Source organism: Variovorax terrae (genome assembly GCF_022809125.1).
In the GTDB taxonomy this organism is placed as follows: domain Bacteria; phylum Pseudomonadota; class Gammaproteobacteria; order Burkholderiales; family Burkholderiaceae_C; genus Variovorax_A; species Variovorax_A terrae.
This window is the reverse complement of record NZ_JALGBI010000001.1, coordinates 515586-533303: the sequence shown is the minus strand read 5'-3', so window position 1 is coordinate 533303 and position 17718 is coordinate 515586. Positions and strand designations below refer to the sequence as shown.

Genomic DNA, 17718 nt, shown 5'->3' with positions numbered 1-17718 from the left:
TCCCGCGACATTAACGCGAATGGCTGTCAAACGGCTGGCAGCCATATCAGCAATTACCCGGATGGCGGCGCTCAGTGCGGCCGCTGGTCGAGCACCCGCCGGGCCTTGCCGAGGCTGCGCTCGACGCCGCCGGTGGCGCGCAGCTCGATGCGCGCCGAAGTGCCGATGTAGGCCTTGATGTCGTGCTGCAGGGCGTCTGCCGCGGCCAGCGCCGGGGCCGAGTCGGGCAGCACGCCCGAACGGGTCTCCACCGCCACCGTGAGCGCGTCCATCGGGCCGTCCAGGCTCAGGATGCACAGGTAGTGGGCGCTCAGCTCCGGCCGGCGCAGGATCAGCTCCTCGATCTGCGTGGGAAACACGTTGACGCCGCGCACGATCATCATGTCGTCGCTGCGGCCCGTGATCTTCGCCATGCGGCGCATGGTGCGCGCCGTGCCGGGCAACAGGCGCGTGAGGTCGCGCGTGCGGTAGCGGATGATGGGCAGCGCCTCCTTGGTCAGGCTGGTGAACACCAGCTCGCCAGGCTCGCCGTCGGCCACCGGCTCGCCGCTGTCGGGGTCGATGATCTCGGGGTAGAAATGGTCCTCCCAGATAGTGGGGCCGTCCTTGGTCTCCACGCACTCGTTGGCCACGCCCGGGCCCATCACCTCGGACAGGCCGTAGATGTCCACCGCGTCCATGCCCATGCGCCGCTCGATCGCCAGCCGCATGTCGTTGGTCCAGGGCTCGGCGCCGAAGATCCCCAGGCGCAGGCTGGAGGCGGCCGGGTCCAGGCCCTGGCGCTCGAACTCGTCGGCGATGGCCAGCATGTAGCTGGGCGTCACCATGATGATGTCGGGCTTGAAATCATGGATCAGCTGCACCTGGCGCTCGGTCTGGCCGCCGCCGAACGGCACCACGGTCAGGCCCAGCTTCTCGGCGCCGTAGTGCGCCCCCAGGCCGCCGGTGAACAGGCCGTAGCCGTAGCTCACGTGCACCAGGTCGCCCGGTCGCGCGCCGCTGGCGCGGATGCTGCGTGCCATCACGGTGGCCCAGGTGTCGATGTCGTTCTTCGTGTAGCCCACCACCGTCGGCTTGCCGGTGGTGCCGCTGGAGGCATGGATGCGTGCGCACTGCTCGCGCGGCACCGCGAACATGCCGAAGGGGTAGCTGTCGCGCAGGTCCTTCTTGGTGGTGAAGGGAAACTTCGCCAGATCGGCCAGCGTGCGGCAATCGTCCGGGTGCACGCCGGCCGCATCGAACTTGGCCCGGTACACCGGCGAGTGCGCGTAGGCATGGCGCAGCGTGGCGCGCAGGCGCTTGAGCTGCAGCGCGCGCAGCTCGTCCACGGAAGCGGTTTCGATGGGTTCGAGGGGAAAGCGGTTCATGCGGCCTCCGGGATCACCGTGCCCTGCAGCTGGGCGCTCTTGCCGCGGAACATCGCCACGACGTCGCCGCGCTGGTTGGTCACCTTCATGTCGTAGATGCCGTGGCGCCCCTGCAGCGCCTGCTCCACGCCCTCGCAGGTGAGCAGGTCGCCGAGCTGGCCCGGCTTGAGGAATTCGATGCTGCAGCCGGCGGCCACGGCGGGCCGGTTGTAGCTGTTGCAGGCGAAGGCGAAGGTGGAGTCGGCCAGCGTGAAGATGAAGCCGCCGTGGCAGATGCGGTGGCCGTTGAGCATGGGCTCGCGCACCGCCATGCGCATCACGGCGCGCCCGGGTTCGCAGCTCACCAGCTCCATCTGCATGAATTCGCGCGAGGCCCGGTCGGCGGCGAACATCGATTCGCCCACCGCCTGGGCCAGTTGACGGGCCTCCATCATTCGCCCCTGAACTGCGGCGCGCGCTTCTGGAGAAAGGCCGTCACGCCCTCGATGTAGTCGTGCGTGCGGCCCAGCGCGGACTGCATGTCGCGCTCGGCGTCGAGCTGCTGGTCGAGCGTGCGGGTGCTGCTGTCGCGCAGCATCTGCCGCGTGGCGACCAAGGCCTTCGTCGGCATGGCGGCGAGCCGCTGCGCCAGTGCCAGCGCCGCGGCCACGCACTCGTCGGCGCCGCCGTCGACCACCTCCCAGATCAGGCCCCAGTCCCTGGCCTGCTGCGCCGGCAGCTTGTCGCCCGTCATGGCCAGCGCCATGGCCCGCGCCAGGCCCAGGCGCTGCGCCAGGAACCAGGTGCCGCCGGCATCGGGAATCAGCCCGATCCGGCTGAAGGCCTGGATGAAGCTGGCACCCGAGGCCGCGATCGCAATGTCGCAGGTCATGGCCAGCGAGGCGCCCGCGCCCGCCGCCACGCCGTTCACCGCCACGATGCTGGGCATGCGCAGCGCCTGCAGCCGGCGCACCGTGGGGTTGAAGGCCTGCTCGATCACCGGCCCGGGATTGGCGCGCTCGACCAGATCGGGGCCCGGCTCGAAGTCGAATTCGGCCAGGTCGGCCCCGGCGCAGAAGCCGCGGCCCGCGCCGGTGATCACCAGCGCGCGGATGCCGGGGTCGGCCTCGGCCCGGTCCAGCGCGGCCCACAGGTCGTGGTGCATCTGGCGCGTGAAACTGTTGAGGGCCTGCGGCCGGTTGAGCGTGAGCAGGGCCACGGCGCCCTGCGCGGAATAAAGAACGGTGGGTTCGGTCATACGGGTCTCCTGAAGCAGAATCTACCATTCGCCGACCATTCGGTCGGTTAATGTTTTCCCGGGGTCGGAATGGCGCCGGCCCGGAAGCCGCCGCCGCCCGCGGCAACGGCCGGGCTCGGTATAGTTCTGCCATTGCAACAGAAAACCGGAAAGCCCATGAACTACGAACTGATCGAGGTGCGCACCGAGGCCGGCAAAGTCGGGGTCGTCACGCTGAACCGCCCCAAGCAGCTCAATGCGCTGAACAACCAGTTGATGGATGAACTGGGCCATGCGCTCAAGGCCTTCGATGCCGACGCGGCCATCGGCTGCATGATCGTCACCGGCAGCGAGAAGGCCTTTGCCGCAGGGGCCGACATCGGCGCCATGGCGAGCTACAGCTTCGCCGACGTCTACAAGGGCGACTACATCACGCGCAACTGGGAAACCATCCGCCAGGTCCGCAAGCCCGTGATCGCCGCCGTGAGCGGCTTCGCCCTGGGCGGCGGCTGCGAGCTGGCGATGATGTGCGACTTCATCATCGCGGCCGACAACGCCCGCTTCGGCCAGCCCGAGATCAAGCTCGGCATCATCCCCGGCGCCGGCGGCACCCAGCGCCTGCCGCGCGCGGTGGGCAAGGCCAAGGCCATGGACCTGGCCCTGACCGGCCGCATGATGGACGCCGCCGAGGCCGAGCGCGCCGGCCTGGTCAGCCGCGTGGTGGCGCTGGACAAGCTGATGGACGAGGCGCTCGGCGCGGCGCTGCAGATCTGCGATTACTCGCAACTGGCCACCATGGCGGCCAAGGAATCGGTGAACCGCGCCTTCGAAAGCGGCCTGAGCGACGGCGTGATGTTCGAGCGCCGCATGTTCCACGCCCTGTTCGCCACGGCCGACCAGAAGGAAGGCATGGACGCCTTCGTCAACAAGCGCAAGGCCGATTTCCGCAACCAGTGAACCCGGCTTCACCCTCCATGGCAGACACGCTATAATGGAGGGCTTGGCGCTTTAGCTCAGTCGGTTAGAGCGATGGAATCATAATCCACAGGTCCGCGGTTCGAATCCGTGAAGCGCCACCAAACCACATAAGAAGCCCCCGCTATCGCAAGATAGCGGGGGCTTCGCACATCTGCAGCTCGCGCGGAACCCCTCGCAGGGCCACATCACCATCTGCGACCGGCCCCCAATCAGCCCTCTGGAGGGTACCTCCAGCACCTCCAGTGGTCAGTAGTCGTAGGCGCGTCACGTGGCGCAGTGACAAGCCCCCTCACCCTCCTGAACCCCCTGTTTTCCATGCATAAGCGCCACCGCTCGGCATGCTCCGGTGCCCTCAGTTTTCTCGCAAATGCAACAGTTTCCCGCGCCAAGGTGGACACATTCATAGGCAATAAGATTTAATTTGTTACATTAAGTACCAAGAAAAACAGATAGCAATAAGGGAATCGTGATGAGTCACACACAGCAAGAAAAAGCTGCCGCATCAGTCACCGGCACGACCATTTGCCGCAAGTGCAATCCATCGGAGGTCGACCGCTGACCCACCCGTTGCCTGTTCTCCAAGCGCAGCAGGACAGGCGGCAGAAGCAGCAAACACAGGGAGCTCGACGGTGATCCCCCGCGTCGGATCGACAACCGGCCCATTGGCACGGTCGCGGGCGCGCCTTCGCCACGACGCAACGCCCCTCTTCTCGGCCTTGACCGACCGGCTCCCAACACAAGAACCCATGGTTTCGCAGAGCGAGCGTCAGCTGCGCAGCATGCTCAAACGGCCTCTCGCGCCCCCAGAGGGCCAAGCACCTTCCAACGCCGAAAGCACGAATCCCTCTCGCCGCGTGATGCCGTGTCAACGCCGCCAGACCACGGCTCGCCGAAGCACAAGCACGACTCTTCTTTCAAGCATTGACTGATGATGGCTATGCAGATCAAAGCATTCCAGACCTACCTAGGGCCCCTGCTCGTCACGGACGACCTCATCCCACCCACGCTGCAGCAAGCCCTGTCCGATCTGACTCGCCAACCCATCTGGCAATACGGCTGGCGCTCCAACACGCGGCGCGAACGCTACTGCTACTGGCATGCGCACATCGCAGGCGGCGACGGCAGCAGCCGCGTCAACTGCGAAAGCGAACTGGCCTCCAGCGCCAGATTCTCTGCCGTGCACGCTCTGTTCAAACTGCTGCAGCAGGGGCCGCTGCGCGGCCACGAACCGTTGCGCGTCTACCTGAACGGCCATACCTACGGCATCGAAGGCTACGTGCATCAGGACAACAAGGACACTGAAAACTACTTCTCCACCATCTACTACGCCCATCCGGTCTGGCACCAGAACTGGAGCGGTGACACGGTGTTCTACAACCGCGATGAAGACGACATCCTGACCTCCGTCTTTCCGCGCCCCGGACGAGCCGTCACGTTTCATGGAGCCATCCCACATTGCGCCCGGGCACCCAGCCGCGACTGCAGCGAACTGCGCGTGAGCCTGGTCATTAAGACCCACAAGGCGCTACTTGGATCAGGGGCGTCGATCCCAGCAAATGCGCCATGAACAGCTCTCTGGTCCAAGCAAGCGCCGAGCAGCCACTCCTTGACGAACTGCGCACGCACGTGCCACCAGCCGCCTGGCGCCTCCTCGAAGGCAGTGCGGCGATGCATCTGGCCCACAGCGGCCGAACGCTGTTGCTGCACCTGGCGGGTACCTGGCAACTGCTGCGACGCTGGGGCAACACCCAACCCATCTGCCTGGCAGGCCTGTTCCACAGCATCTACGGCACCAATGCCTTCCAACGTCAGAGCCTGCCTGAAAACCGGCGCCCCGAGCTGCAGCACGCCATCGGTCATGGCGCCGAGCAGTTGGCCTGGCTCTTCGGTGCCGTAGACCGACCACGCGCCTTACTGGAAGGGCTGCAACTGCTACGGCCCGGCGCCCTCATACCGCAGCGGATTCCCTTGCCTGCGCGGCGCGGATGGCCTGCCTCGCACCCGTTGACGATCACCTCACACCAGCTCGCAGCGCTGACAGAAATCGAGTGCGCGAACCTGCTCGAACAAGGTGGCTCGGGCAACGCACTGCGCGACCTGTACTGCGCAGGTATCGATCGGCCCCTGCTGAGCGCCGCGGCCATGGCAGCTTTGCGCGACAGACTCAGCCAGCAGATGCGCCCGCCGGCACCGCACGCCCAGGACAGCCAGCGATGAGCCAGCCACGTTTTGCCCAGGCATCTGATATTCCCCGGCTGGTAGAGCTTGGCCGCCGCATCCACGCGGAGAGCCGCTACGCATGGATGCCCTACAGCGCCCAGCGTGCATGGCGCTACCTGGAGCAGGCGCTGCCCAGCAAGCAACATTGCGCAATGGTTGTGCAGCAAAGCGACGGCTCTCTTGCGGCGCTGCTGCTGGCCTCGGCGCAGCAATACGCCTTCAGCAACAACTTCGCGGTGCAAATCGACGTGTTCTACGTACTGCCCCAGCTGCGCGGCAGCCCCGCGGCCTTGCGCTTGCTGGGTGCCTTGCGGAAATGGGCCGACAACCGTGACGTGGTGGAGATCTGGCTGCTGGATCGGTTCACAGGCGCGCCAAACCGCAACCATCGTTTGTTGGAGAAGCTGGGCCTGACAGCCGTGGGAGCAATGCATGCCAAGTGGATAGACCGAAGCTGATGAACAGGACAACACACGTGAAAACACCAGCGGCCAGCATTCAACTCCGTCGGCGTTCCCTGGTGCTGGACAAAAACATCAACGGCATCATCGACAACACCGAGGAGATGTTCAGTAATAACGCAGCGGCAGCCCCTTTCAGAGACATGACCAGCCTGGCCACCTGGGGGGCCAATGGCGACAAGGGCATCAATGCCAGCGCCCCCATCTACAAAGCCCTTAACGACGGCGGCAAGCTGCAGGCCAATGAAGTCACCGCCCTAAGCGCCCTGGATGTATCCAGCCTGGACTATGCGAACTGCACCTTTCCACAGAGCAACCAGGTCCATCAAATCAGCGCGCTGATGCCCCAGGCCCAGACGCTGAGCAACATTTATGTGCCAAAGCCGGACAGCATACAGATGAATACCAACAATAGGCAGTCCACTTTGCTGGTGACGCAATTGCATGGTCTGAATGCCCTGCAAATCAATGAGGATGGCTTCACGACCGAGCAGAATGTGCCCGCCGTGATCTCGGTTCGCGGCAACGGCAGCACCATGCAGGAACTGCTGAACAACGACCATGTGATTCAACGCTATCAAAGGCGTAGCCGCTTGCGTCCAAGAGTAAGGGACGGCAGGGCTAAAAGGCTATTGAACTACGCCAGAAACCATTTGAATCGAGCATCGAATTCAAGCGCCGGAAGCCTTTTCACGGCGGTAAAGCGTGGCAACTTCAGAATGAAAAGAGCCTGTAGCCCGATTAAATCAGACGCAAGTAGCTACGAAAAGAATAGCAAATTGATCTTGGGAAGGAAAATCCAATGAAACGCCTCATCCGATGGAAACTGGTCGCCGTCATTGCGCTGACTGAAGCTGTGGTCAAAGGCGTATATATCACGTGCGTCACATTGCTCCTTTTGCTCGATAGTTCCGGAGTGCAAGCGCAATCAGGGGTGGCACCAGCCTCAAGCGAAAGTGATAACGTAGTTCGAGCCGCATACAACGAAAATTCTCTTGGCGCAGCATTGACTCTACCCGATGGCAGTGTCATCAAAACCGTTTGGCCTGCCGCCTTGGCCGTCATAGAAGTTGCAAGCCCGTTGCACACTCAACCTGTTTCTCCACGTTGCGAACCTGCCGTATACAGCATTGCACGCGTACTTCCAGATGGCAAGGAGCTGTGGGCCAAATCCTATCTATTTCGCGGCCCAATTATCAATGTTTGCGATCCGGATAAATGGGGGTTTACGGTGCGCTCAGGTATGTATGAGTATGGTGGTGTTCTCGGTGTAGATGAGCTGATCTATCTCAAGCCCTATGACGGCACTTTTTTCATAGGCGGAATTGTTAACGAATTCGTTCTCGATAAAAAACCGCCAAAGCACGGCCTGCACATTAGTGCAGACACCGGTGACATCGTGGGCAATATTCCAGCCAACATTCGAGTTGTGGATGCCTATCGACTCCGCGAGATGAAGCGCAGTCTTGAGAAAAAAATTGAGAGCGAAATTCCGAAAGGAACTATCGATGAAAACGGACGCAAGAGCACCCCGAAATTCTTCCGCCGCTTAGAGGATCTCATCTTCCAGGCACCGAAATAGACCGACAGCCCCTCTAAGCAACAAATCTATGGAAATACTATGACTATTACTTCTACAGAAATCCGCTCCCTAGCTCTGCTCAACGCCGGTTATGCATCTGAAGTGCAAAACAAGTCCAGCTACGCGCTTAGCTGGGCTATGAGCTACAGCAAAAAAGACGGTAGCCCCGAAAATAACAGCGGCTACTCTATTGGCACGTTGCAGAGCGACTTGGGACAGCGTCCGCAACTAGTCTCCGGGCTAGTCACGGCTTACTATGCTTGGGCTGGCACGGATGCAAGCAAGTTGCTTGACAGAACTGAGTCTGAGTTAACTTCAGTTCTCAAGGAGCAGGGCCGATATGGTCTTGTGCCAAACGCAAATTCTGCTGATCTGTCCAAGCGACCGTTAAGCAGCGAGGAAAAAACGAAATTCAATACCTTCCTACAAACTGATTCTGGCAAGCAGGCGGTTTGGGAAATGGACCTGAAGCAAATAGACGAAAAGCTCCTTCCCTTTGCCCAACGTGTAATCAGTTCGCAAACGTTTCAGTCCTTTGTGAGCGAAGACGATCAGCGCTATGTGCTCACCGCCGCCATGAAGCTTTTCAACCAAAGTGAAGCCATCGCAGCGACGCGGTCTGCTGTCAATGGTGGAAATTTGATCTCAAAAATGGAGTCTGAGATCGTAAGTTGGGCGAATATCGAGTCATTTATAAATAGCCAGGCAAGCTACATACAAAGCGGTTTCCAAGCTGCGATGCGCGGCGCCGACCTCTATACCAAGGTCCGCAATTCCAATACTCCATTGTCCTCTTGGCTTAAAGATTTGGAAGATCAGGATTTATCCCAAACTTCTCTCAGCATGTTTGCCGCAGATCCGCGCTTCCAGGTTTTAGAGCGTATTTTTCGTGATACAAAAGCGGGCGACGGCTTTGTAAACAGCCTGGAGAAAGGTCAGCCAGCTCTGATGACGCTGCCCAACGGATTGGATGGTCAAGCTCGTATCGTTGGTATTGATAAAGCGGGGCACCTATTTAGCGCGGACGCCAATGGTGACAACTTCAAGCGCTTTTCCGATGGGCAATGGACGGACAGTTTTGGTAACTATCCTCGAAGCGATCTCCCCATTCTCAAAAGCAACAACGGAAAAATGATTCTGGCTTTGGGGACTGAAGAAATTGAACTTGGCGACACCGCTGTTGCCCAAGTCAACATCAACGGAGTGGATGTCACGCTGGACGCTGGCAAAGGTGGGCAATATGCGTTCGCCAACAATGGTGACTTGTTCCGAAGCGACCTCAGTGCGGATGAAACCAAAGTAGCCGGAGAAATCCTCACCGGCCAATATGCGGGGTACTCATTCAGTGAGAGCGTAAGTTCCGGAGGCGCAGCCGGGTCTGACCCCAGCATGCTCTATGCCTCGGATTCAATCTCGCGACCAAGCAACACTAGTACGGATCGTCTTTTGACGTTGGACGACGGCAACGGCAACCAAGTCACGATCTACCGCCATACGGTGGTTGCTCAGACCGACACGGGCCTCGAAATGCAGGGCGTTCAAACCATCACGACGAGCATACATAGTGGGATCACTCAATCCATTGAATTGGCCTTCAAGTCGGCAGACGGTCGAATCACCACAACAGATGCCACCATCAACAATCCCACCACAGGCACCTTTCTCAGCCATACGATCAGCACGACGGCACCTGACACAGACACTGGCCGGCCACGAACAACCGAGTCAAGCTTGGACGCCAATGGAGCGCAAATCTCCAGGAGCGTCACATCATTCGTGGGCGTGGCAACACAGGTTTCTATATACAACGCCAGCGACGTACTCCAAAGCACCACGACCAGTCAAACTTACGACGATGGAACGAGCCTCGTCACGGTGAAGTACCGCAGCGGCCTGCAAACTGTCATCACCACGGCCACTGACAGCACCAGCCGCCAGATCGACTACACCGATCCCTCCGCCTCGCAGGTGCAGACCATCACCGAGCGAGACGCCACCGGAGCCATTACCTCCATCACCGACATCGCGCCCACGCGCGACGAGGCCAACAACCTCATCGCCAACACCTACGACATTGTCAAGCGCGATGGCGACGGCATCGTCCTGGCTACTGGCGTGCGCGCGTTCAACCCGGCCGATGGCGCCTCACTGGACACTTGGATCACCTCGGCAACGGCGAACGATCCCTCGGGCACGATCAGCCAGGTACGCAACAATCCTGACGGCAACCAGACCGCGGTGCTGAACAACATCGCCCTGGCCAACCTGGGCATCGCCGCACAAGGCTTCAATGACGCCTACAGTCTCATCCAGGCGATCCAGCACCAGCAGCCGCTGCCGGCCCTGGCCAGCGGGCTGCGACTGTACAACGACGTCTACCACGACGCCCCGCCCGCGCTGAACGATGCCGCCACGACTCTTGGCGCGCTCAGCAGCCTGTATGGTCTGGGGCAGGCGCTCAAGCGCGGCGACACTGGCGGCGCCATCATCGCCAGCGCCAACAGCTTCAGCCTGGGAGTCACGGCCTACGCCAACATCGTCTATGGCGACGCCATCAATGCAGCGGCCAATGGCATGGGCAGCCTGTTGGGCGCCTCCCGGGCCGTGGGCGATGCCATTCCCTATCTGAACCTCGTCAACGATCTGGTCGGCGGCAACCTCGCGGGGGCTGCGGGCGATTCCGTGGGCATTGCAGTGGCGGCTGAGCTGTCCGAGATGGCTGGTGCAGCGGCCGGCCCCATCGGTGCCTTCGTGGGTTTGCTGGTGGGCACCATCCTGGGTGATATCTTCGGCGACGACCCGCCCCAGCCCTGGGGCTCAGCCAATGCCTACTGGGATACGGGCACCCAAGGCATCCAGGTCAATGCCCAGGGCGGCGACGGTGGCGACCAGATCACCTTCAACGCCCTGAGCAACCTCATCGGCAGCCTGCAAAGCATCGTCGGCCACTACAACGCCAGCGCCACCAGTGCCTACCAGCAGGTGGGCCTGATCGCCCAGCGCCTGGGCGGCATCAGCTATGCGAGCGGATTCATGAGCGCGGGCTTTGCCGTCAACACCACCGACCCGACCACCGGCCAAAGCCTCAACCCCGGGCTGCACTTCCGCTCCGGCGATGGGCTGGCCACAGGCGTGGAGCCCAGCAACCCGGCTTACTTCCAGAGCTTGGGGCAGTACTACGTCGGCAACGCGCTAGCACGCCAGGCCATCGCACCGCAGTGGGAAGTGGCCACGGCCAACGCCCAGGCGGCCAACCACTTGAGCAACGCCGGCCTGTCCGAGGTTGAGCGCGATGCCAACCGGGGGTTGCTGGCTTCGCCGCTGCCGGCGGGCGCCACCACCGAGCAGTGGAATCCCATCGGCCTGGATCTGGGCGGGGGCCTGTCCACCACGGGGCTGAGTGCCAGCGTGGTGCAGTTCGCCGTGGACGGCAGCGCGGCGCTCGCCGATACACCGCCAGCGGGCAGCACGGGCTACCTGCACCGCACCGCCTGGCTCAACGGCAACGATGGCTTCCTGGTGCTGGACAAGAACCTCAACAACGCCATCGACAACGGGGAGGAGCTGTTCAGCAACGCCCGGGTGGCCGGCGGCGCGCGCGGCATCGCCAGCCTGGCCACCTGGGACGCCAATGGCGACGGCATCATCGACGCCAGCGACCCTGTCTACGCGCAGCTCAAGGTCTGGCGCGACGCCAATGGCGACGGCCGCATCGAGCCCGGCGAGGCGCTCACCCTGGCCGACATGGGCATCACCGCGCTCAACTACCAGATGGGCACCTACACCCGCAGCGACGACAGCGTGCACCAGATGGCCACGCTCGACCTGCAGGCCAGCGCCCAGGGCACCAGCTACACCCCGGTGGCCGGCGGCATCCGCATGAACACCACCGGCGGGCAGGTCAGCATCGCCGTGACCCAGGTGCAGGATCTCAGCAGCGTGGTGGCCAACACCGAGGCCGTGTCCACCGAGGAGAACGCGCCGGCCATCATGCAGCTGCACGGCAACGGCAGCGGCGTGCAGGGCCTGCTGGACAGCGTGCACGTGGCCAACGCCCCCAATGCGCTGATTAACATCGCGGGCGTGGGCAACGCCCAGCACGGCAGCGTGAGTTATGACGCGACCTCGGGGCAGGTTACCTTCACGCCAGACGCCTATTACTGGGGCAATGACGCCGGTTTCGACGTCCGGGTGGATGCGGGCGCCTACGGCCAGGCCATCGAGCATGTGCAGGTCAACGTCAGGCACATCGATCAGGCGCCGCACATCACCGGCGAGCACAACACCCAGACCCCGCTGTACGGCTACCAGCTCAACAACGCCGGCACCGCAGACGCACCGGCATACGAGTCGATCCCGCTGACTCAGCCGGGCTGGGGCTACCAGAACCCGGACGGCAGCGGCGGCTGGGCCTACCGTGACCAGCCAGTGGCCTGGCTGAATGATCCCTATTCCGGCGACTTCAGCGTCGTCGATCCTGACGACGCGCCGTCGAGCCTCAGCTGGAGCATCGTGCAACAGCCGCACTTCGGCACGGCCAGCGTGGACGCGCAGGGCCACTGGACGTTTTCGGTCAACGGCTCAGCCCCTGCCGGCCAGGACGCCTTCGTGGTACAGGTGAGCGACCCCTCGGGCTTGAGCGACCGCTACCAGATGACGGTCACGCTGCCAAGCAGCGGATCCGGCGGGGACGGCCCCATCGGCAGCGACGGCGCGGATGGCATCGGAGGAGACAGCGACGCCGATGCAGACAGCAGCGACGGCAGCGCCGATGGAGACGGCGACGGCGGTGGCGACGGCGGCGGTGGAGCCGGAGACCCCATCATCCTGGATCTGCAAGGCACCGGTTTTCACTTCAAGTCGGTGGACGATTCCAACGTCTTCTTCGCCCAGGCGGGCGATGGCTGGCGTCACCGCACGGCGTGGTTCACCGGCGGCAACGGCGTGCTGGCCTTGGACAAGTACGGCGACGGCATCGTCCACGACAGCAGCCAGATCGACTTTTCGACCTACACCAAAGACGCACGGAACGCCTTGCAGGGTCTGGCGGCGTTTGACCTCAACCACGACGATGTGATCGACAAGAGCGACGCCGTCTGGGGCCGGCTGGGGGTGTGGGTCGACGCCGATGACAACGGCGTGGGCAGCGCGGGCGAATTCAAGACCCTGGACCAGTTGGGCATCACGTCCATCAGCCTACAGGGCAGCAATCACTTCGCCACAGATCAGGGGGTGGTGATGCACAGCACCACTACCTTCACCCGCAGCGATGGCAGCCAGGGTCAAGCAGCCGACGTGGTGTTACCCATCAGTCGCGACGTGCTGGCAACCGATCCAGACGGCGCCCCGCGCATCACCCAGGTGGCCCAGGCCAACCCGAACCATCCCATCACCGTGGCCGACGGCGACTACCTGGTGCTGGGCAACCATGGCGACAACATCATCCACGCCGGCACCGGGCGCGACGTCATCATCACGGGCAGCGGCAACGACATGATTGCCGCCGGCGACGGCAACAACCTGATCCAACCCGGCGACGGGCGCGACGTGATCGCCGCAGGCCAGGGCAACAACACCATCCTGCTGGGCGCCGGCAACAAATTTGTCGCTTTGGGCAACGGCAACAATCTGGTGGCCGGCGGCTCGGGCAACAACCTCGTCTTCGCAGGCGGCGGCGACAACCTGCTGTACGCCGGCAGCGGCAACAGCTTGCTCAAGGCAGGCAACGGCAACAACACCCTGCTCGGCGGCATCGGCCACAACGAACTGCTCGCAGGCAACGGCAGCAACATCTTCAACGACGGCGGTGGCATCGCCGACATGCACGCGGGCACGGGCAGCAACACGTTTGTCGTCACCAACGCCAGCGACACCATTCACGTGAAGGCTGGAGGCCGCAACACGGTCAAGACCTCGGTGAACTGGACCCTCGGCGACAACCAGCAGGTGCTCTGGGGCACCGGCAGCCAGGCCCTGACGCTGCGCGGCAACGACCTGGGCGACCAGATCATCGGCAACGGCGCTGCCGATATCCTGATCGGTGGCACGGGCGACGACACACTGGTCGACAGCGGTGGCGCCGCGACGCTGGTCGGCGGGGGCGGTAATAACACCTTCGTGGTGAGCAACGCCGGCACAGTGGTCAAGGCCGATGGTGACGGTGAGGATACGGTCAAGACCAGCGTCAGCTACAGCCTGCCCACTGGTGTCAAGCACCTGGTGGGCACGGGTTTCGCCAACCTCACCCTCACAGGCGGCAGTGAGGACGGCGTGACGCTCGCAGCCAACGACGGCAACGACACGCTGGTGGCGGGCACGGGCGTGGCCACCCTGATCGGAGGCCACGGCGACACCACCTTCGTCGTGAACAATGGCGCCGATGTGGTCATCGCCCAGGCCTGGGGCAACACCAACACCGTCTTCTCCAGTGTCAGCTACGCGGTCCCGGCCAATGTGCAGAAGCTCATCGGCACGGGAACAGCAGACATCACCCTGACCGGCGGCGCGCAGGCCATCACGATCCAGGCCAATGACGGCAACGACACCCTGATCGCCGGCACGGGCGACACGACCCTGATCGCGGGTGCGGGCCACGACACCCTGATCGGAGGCTCCGGTGCCGACACCTACCGACTGTTCAACGCGCAGGACACCGTGCGCCTGGGCAGCGGCTCGAGCACCGTGGTGGGTAGTGATGCCCGGGTGCTGCTCACGGGCGATGCCGGCGGCCGCTCAGCCATCAGCCTGGGTAACGGCGACAGCCAGATCGACCTCAGCATGAACCACCACGGCAATCGCGTCACACTCGGCAACGGCGGCAACGCCGTGTCTGCCGGCGACGGCGACAACGTCGTCCAGGTCGGTTCGGGCGCCAATGCCATCATGCTGGGCAACGGCAGCAACAGCGTGACCGCCGGCGATGCCGCAGGCACGGCGAACACCATCCGGATCGGCGACGGCATCAACGTCGTCCATGTCGGCCAGGGCGGCAACCAGATCACCCTCGGCAATGGCACCAACACACTCACTGGCGGCAACGGCGCCAACGTCGTCAGTGCCGGCCGCGGCGCGGAGAACATCACCCTGGGCGATGGCAACAACCGGGTAACGACGTCGGACGCGGCTGGAACGATCGACACGATCCGGCTCGGCAACGGCAACAATCAGCTTCGGGTCGGGCAAGGCGACGATCAGATCGTATTGGGCAACGGCACCAACACCGTGCTCGGCGGCGACGGCGCCAATCAGCTCTCGCTGGGGTCCGGTTCGAACTCGGTCACCCTGGGGTGGGGCAACAACCAGATCAACGCCGCAGATGCAGTGGGCAGCGCAAATGCCATCACACTGGGCAACGGCGCCAATCGCGTCGCCCTGGGTGCCGGCAACAACCGCCTGACTCTGGGGCAAGGAGCCAACCGCGTCACCGCGGGAAACGGCGCGAACGTCATCGGCGGTGGCAACGGGGCCAACCAGGTCACTCTGGGCGCCGGTAGCAACACGGTGACCCTGGGTGATGGCAACGATGCCATCACGGCACAGGACACGACAGGATCAGTCAACCGGATCACGCTGGGCCAGGGCAACGACACGCTGACCCTAGGCGACGGCGACAACCATGTCATCGCAGGCAATGGCGCGGGCATCGTCAGGGCAGGCAACGGCCGCAACACCGTCGTGCTCGGTTCGGGCCAGGACAGCGTGACTCTGGGTCATGGCAACAACACCGTGACTCTGGGCAACGGCAACGATCTCGTCACAACGGGCGATGGCGACAACACCGTGTCCGCCGGCAACGGCAGCAGCCAGGTGCGCGTGGGCAACGGGCGCAACAACGTCACGGTGGGGAACGGCAACAACAGCCTCACCACCGGCAGCGGTGTCAACGCCCTGCACGTCGGCACCGGGCAGGACACGATCTACAACCGTGGCGGCACCGACACGCTTTATTTCGCTCCCAACGTTGCTGCGGACACGCTGAACTTTGCGCGCACCGGCGCTGATGTTCTCGTCAGCGAACTCGTCACGGGCGGCAGTGTGCGCGTCGTCGGTGCTGCGGTCAACGCCGCCAACGGCATCGCGCAGTATGTAGTGGGTGATGGCAAGTACACCGCCCGGTTCGACGACGGCAGCTACAACTTTGCAGCCGGCAACGGCAACGATGCGGTCTACGGCAACGCCGGCGCTTACCGCGTGAGCCTGGGCAATGGCAACAACCTCGTGCAGTTTGGTAACGGCAATGACATGCTGACGCTGGGCCACGGCAACAACCAGGTCACGGTCGGCAATGGCAATGACACGATCGCCGCGGGTGATGGCAACAACCTGATCCGCTTCGGCAGTGGCAACGACAGCGTCACCGCCGGCAATGGCAACAACGTCATCACCCAAAGCTTGACTGGGAACACCGATGACGATTGCCGCCGTCAGGATAAGACGCCGTCTGGCAGCGCCAGCGTGACCGTCGGCGATGGACGCAATGCCATCACGCTGGGCAATGGCAACGACAGCGTGACCGTGGGCAACGGCAACAACTCAGTCACGCTCGGCAGCGGAACCAGCCAGATCGTGACCGGTCGCGGCGTCAACGACATCAACCTGGGCAGCGGGCGCTACACGCTCATCAATCGGGGAGGCACCGACACCGTACATCTCTCTTCTGTCGATGACGATGACAGCTCGCTGACGTTCACGGCCAGCGGGCAAGACTTGCTGCTAAGCAGCAACGGCGACGACAGGCGCGGCGGAGTCACTGTCCGCGTCGTTGGCGCGAACGCGACCGCCGCGGCCGGACTCACCCAGTTCGCTGTGGGCAACGGCGAGCACCGTGTCAGTTTCGACTCTGCGAACTACGCTTTCGCCGCGGGCGACGGAGACAACGCGATCCGAGGTGGCAATGGTGCGAACACCCTCGCACTGGGTTCGGGCGAAAACCGGGTTCAGCTCGGTAACGGCAACAACCAGATCACCCTGGGACGCGGCGAGAACACCGTCACCCTGGGCAGCGGTTCGAACACCATCCGCGGCGGCGACGGCGAAAACGACATCCAGACGTCCGATGTCACCGGAAAGACCAACGTCATCCAATTGGGCAACGGCGAGAACCACATCGCTGTCGGCCAGGGCAACGACCGGATCACGGTAGGCAACGGTCAGAACTCGGTTTCCGGTGGCAACGGCAACAACGTCGTTCAGGTGGGAAGCGGGTCCAACTCGGTCGTATTTGGCAACGGCAACAACACCGTCACGGCGGCCGACACCTCTGGCCGGGAGAACCGCATCCGGCTGGGAAGCGGCAACAACACCGTGACCGTCGGCAGTGGCAACGACTCGATCGTCGTGGGCAACGGAAACAACGCCGTTACGCTCGGCGCGGGAAAGCACTCGCTGACACTGGGCAACGGCGCCGATACCATTCGCACCAATGGCGGCCGGGACACACTCACGCTCGGAACGGGCCAGTACACCCTGATCAATGCCAATGCCCGCGACGACGTCGCCCTGACCAGCGGCGCCTACAACAAGCTCTGGTTCCAGCAGCAGGGCAATGACCTCGTGATGACCGTTCTTGGCAACAGTGAAAGGCTCACTGTCGCCAACTGGTTCAGCGGTGGCGTGGGCGCGCAGCTGAACACACTGACCTCCAGTGACGGACGCAGCATCAACGGCGCGGACATCACCAAGCTGGTGCAGGCCATGTCGGCATTCACTGCGCCGACGGCCGGGCAGTTGAACTACACCCCTCAAGAGCAGCAAGCCTTGGCCCCGCTGATGGCATCGGCCTGGCATCGTTGAAGCGGGCCGCGGGAGGGCCGCGGTGGACTCTGGCGCGAAGCGCTCCACGCGCATCGCTCCCAGAGGCCAGCCACGGCGCCCCTCGCCTGCAGTCAAAGGCGA

General features: G+C 63.2%; 10 protein-coding genes and 1 tRNA gene. 8 read left to right on the top strand and 3 right to left on the bottom strand.

The features are described 5' to 3' along the window. Window positions 1-71 precede the first annotated feature (71 nt). The 3 genes from paaK to MMF98_RS02360 are packed head-to-tail and all read right to left on the bottom strand — an operon-like array spanning window position 72 to window position 2604. A complete protein-coding gene (gene paaK / locus MMF98_RS02370) occupies window positions 72-1367 on the bottom strand; it encodes a phenylacetate--CoA ligase PaaK (RefSeq protein ID WP_243303946.1) in 1296 nt (431 codons plus the stop codon). Beyond that, window positions 1364-1798, bottom strand: coding sequence for a hydroxyphenylacetyl-CoA thioesterase PaaI (gene paaI / locus MMF98_RS02365; RefSeq protein ID WP_243303944.1), 435 nt, complete (start codon window positions 1796-1798; stop codon window positions 1364-1366). Before paaI ends, paaK begins: the two co-directional genes overlap by 4 nt. Next, complete coding sequence (locus tag MMF98_RS02360) at window positions 1798-2604, bottom strand: enoyl-CoA hydratase-related protein (protein WP_243303943.1); 807 nt, start codon at window positions 2602-2604, stop codon at window positions 1798-1800. Before MMF98_RS02360 ends, paaI begins: the two co-directional genes overlap by 1 nt. 156 nt (window positions 2605-2760) lie before the next feature. Here MMF98_RS02360 and MMF98_RS02355 point away from each other — a divergent pair, with 156 nt between their 5' ends. The 8 genes from MMF98_RS02355 to MMF98_RS02320 all read left to right on the top strand — a co-directional run bounded on the left by MMF98_RS02355 (window position 2761) and on the right by MMF98_RS02320 (window position 17616). Beyond that, window positions 2761-3540, top strand: a complete 780-nt coding sequence (locus MMF98_RS02355; protein WP_243303942.1) for an enoyl-CoA hydratase — start codon at window positions 2761-2763, stop codon at window positions 3538-3540. A 45-nt stretch (window positions 3541-3585) separates the two neighbouring features. Continuing rightward, window positions 3586-3662: transfer RNA gene (locus MMF98_RS02350), tRNA-Met, on the top strand. 827 nt (window positions 3663-4489) lie between these two features. Further along, window positions 4490-5128: a 2OG-Fe(II) oxygenase gene (locus tag MMF98_RS02345; RefSeq protein ID WP_243303940.1), complete on the top strand. Its 639-nt coding sequence runs from the start codon at window positions 4490-4492 to the stop codon at window positions 5126-5128. Then, window positions 5125-5778, top strand: coding sequence for a DUF6817 domain-containing protein (locus tag MMF98_RS02340; RefSeq protein WP_243303937.1), 654 nt, complete (start codon window positions 5125-5127; stop codon window positions 5776-5778). The genes MMF98_RS02345 and MMF98_RS02340 overlap by 4 nt, the downstream gene beginning before the upstream one ends. After that, window positions 5775-6239, top strand: a complete 465-nt coding sequence (locus MMF98_RS02335; protein ID WP_243303935.1) for a GNAT family N-acetyltransferase — start codon at window positions 5775-5777, stop codon at window positions 6237-6239. The genes MMF98_RS02340 and MMF98_RS02335 overlap by 4 nt, the downstream gene beginning before the upstream one ends. Window positions 6240-6256: 17 nt before the next feature. Continuing rightward, a complete protein-coding gene (locus MMF98_RS02330; protein ID WP_243303933.1) occupies window positions 6257-7048 on the top strand; it encodes a hypothetical protein in 792 nt (263 codons plus the stop codon). After that, the gene (locus tag MMF98_RS02325) at window positions 7045-7824 is read left to right on the top strand and encodes a hypothetical protein (RefSeq protein WP_243303931.1); all 780 of its coding nucleotides are present in this window, start codon (window positions 7045-7047) and stop codon (window positions 7822-7824) included. Before MMF98_RS02330 ends, MMF98_RS02325 begins: the two co-directional genes overlap by 4 nt. A gap of 39 nt (window positions 7825-7863) precedes the next feature. Next, window positions 7864-17616 (top strand): Ig-like domain-containing protein, encoded by a 9753-nt coding sequence (locus MMF98_RS02320; protein WP_243303929.1) that lies wholly within the window; start codon window positions 7864-7866, stop codon window positions 17614-17616. Window positions 17617-17718: the final 102 nt, after the last annotated feature.

What these genes read in the sequence shown, in the direction of transcription:
- MMF98_RS02320 (WP_243303929.1), top strand. Translation starts at nt 7,864, where the DNA reads ATGACTATTACTTCTACAGAAATCCGCTCCCTAGCTCTGCTCAACGCC.
- MMF98_RS02325 (WP_243303931.1), top strand. Translation starts at nt 7,045, where the DNA reads ATGAAACGCCTCATCCGATGGAAACTGGTCGCCGTCATTGCGCTGACT.
- MMF98_RS02340 (WP_243303937.1), top strand. Translation starts at nt 5,125, where the DNA reads ATGAACAGCTCTCTGGTCCAAGCAAGCGCCGAGCAGCCACTCCTTGAC.
- MMF98_RS02345 (WP_243303940.1), top strand. Translation starts at nt 4,490, where the DNA reads ATGATGGCTATGCAGATCAAAGCATTCCAGACCTACCTAGGGCCCCTG.
- MMF98_RS02360 (WP_243303943.1), bottom strand. Translation starts at nt 2,604, where the DNA reads ATGACCGAACCCACCGTTCTTTATTCCGCGCAGGGCGCCGTGGCCCTG.
- MMF98_RS02335 (WP_243303935.1), top strand. Translation starts at nt 5,775, where the DNA reads ATGAGCCAGCCACGTTTTGCCCAGGCATCTGATATTCCCCGGCTGGTA.
- paaI (WP_243303944.1), bottom strand. Translation starts at nt 1,798, where the DNA reads ATGGAGGCCCGTCAACTGGCCCAGGCGGTGGGCGAATCGATGTTCGCC.
- MMF98_RS02355 (WP_243303942.1), top strand. Translation starts at nt 2,761, where the DNA reads ATGAACTACGAACTGATCGAGGTGCGCACCGAGGCCGGCAAAGTCGGG.
- paaK (WP_243303946.1), bottom strand. Translation starts at nt 1,367, where the DNA reads ATGAACCGCTTTCCCCTCGAACCCATCGAAACCGCTTCCGTGGACGAG.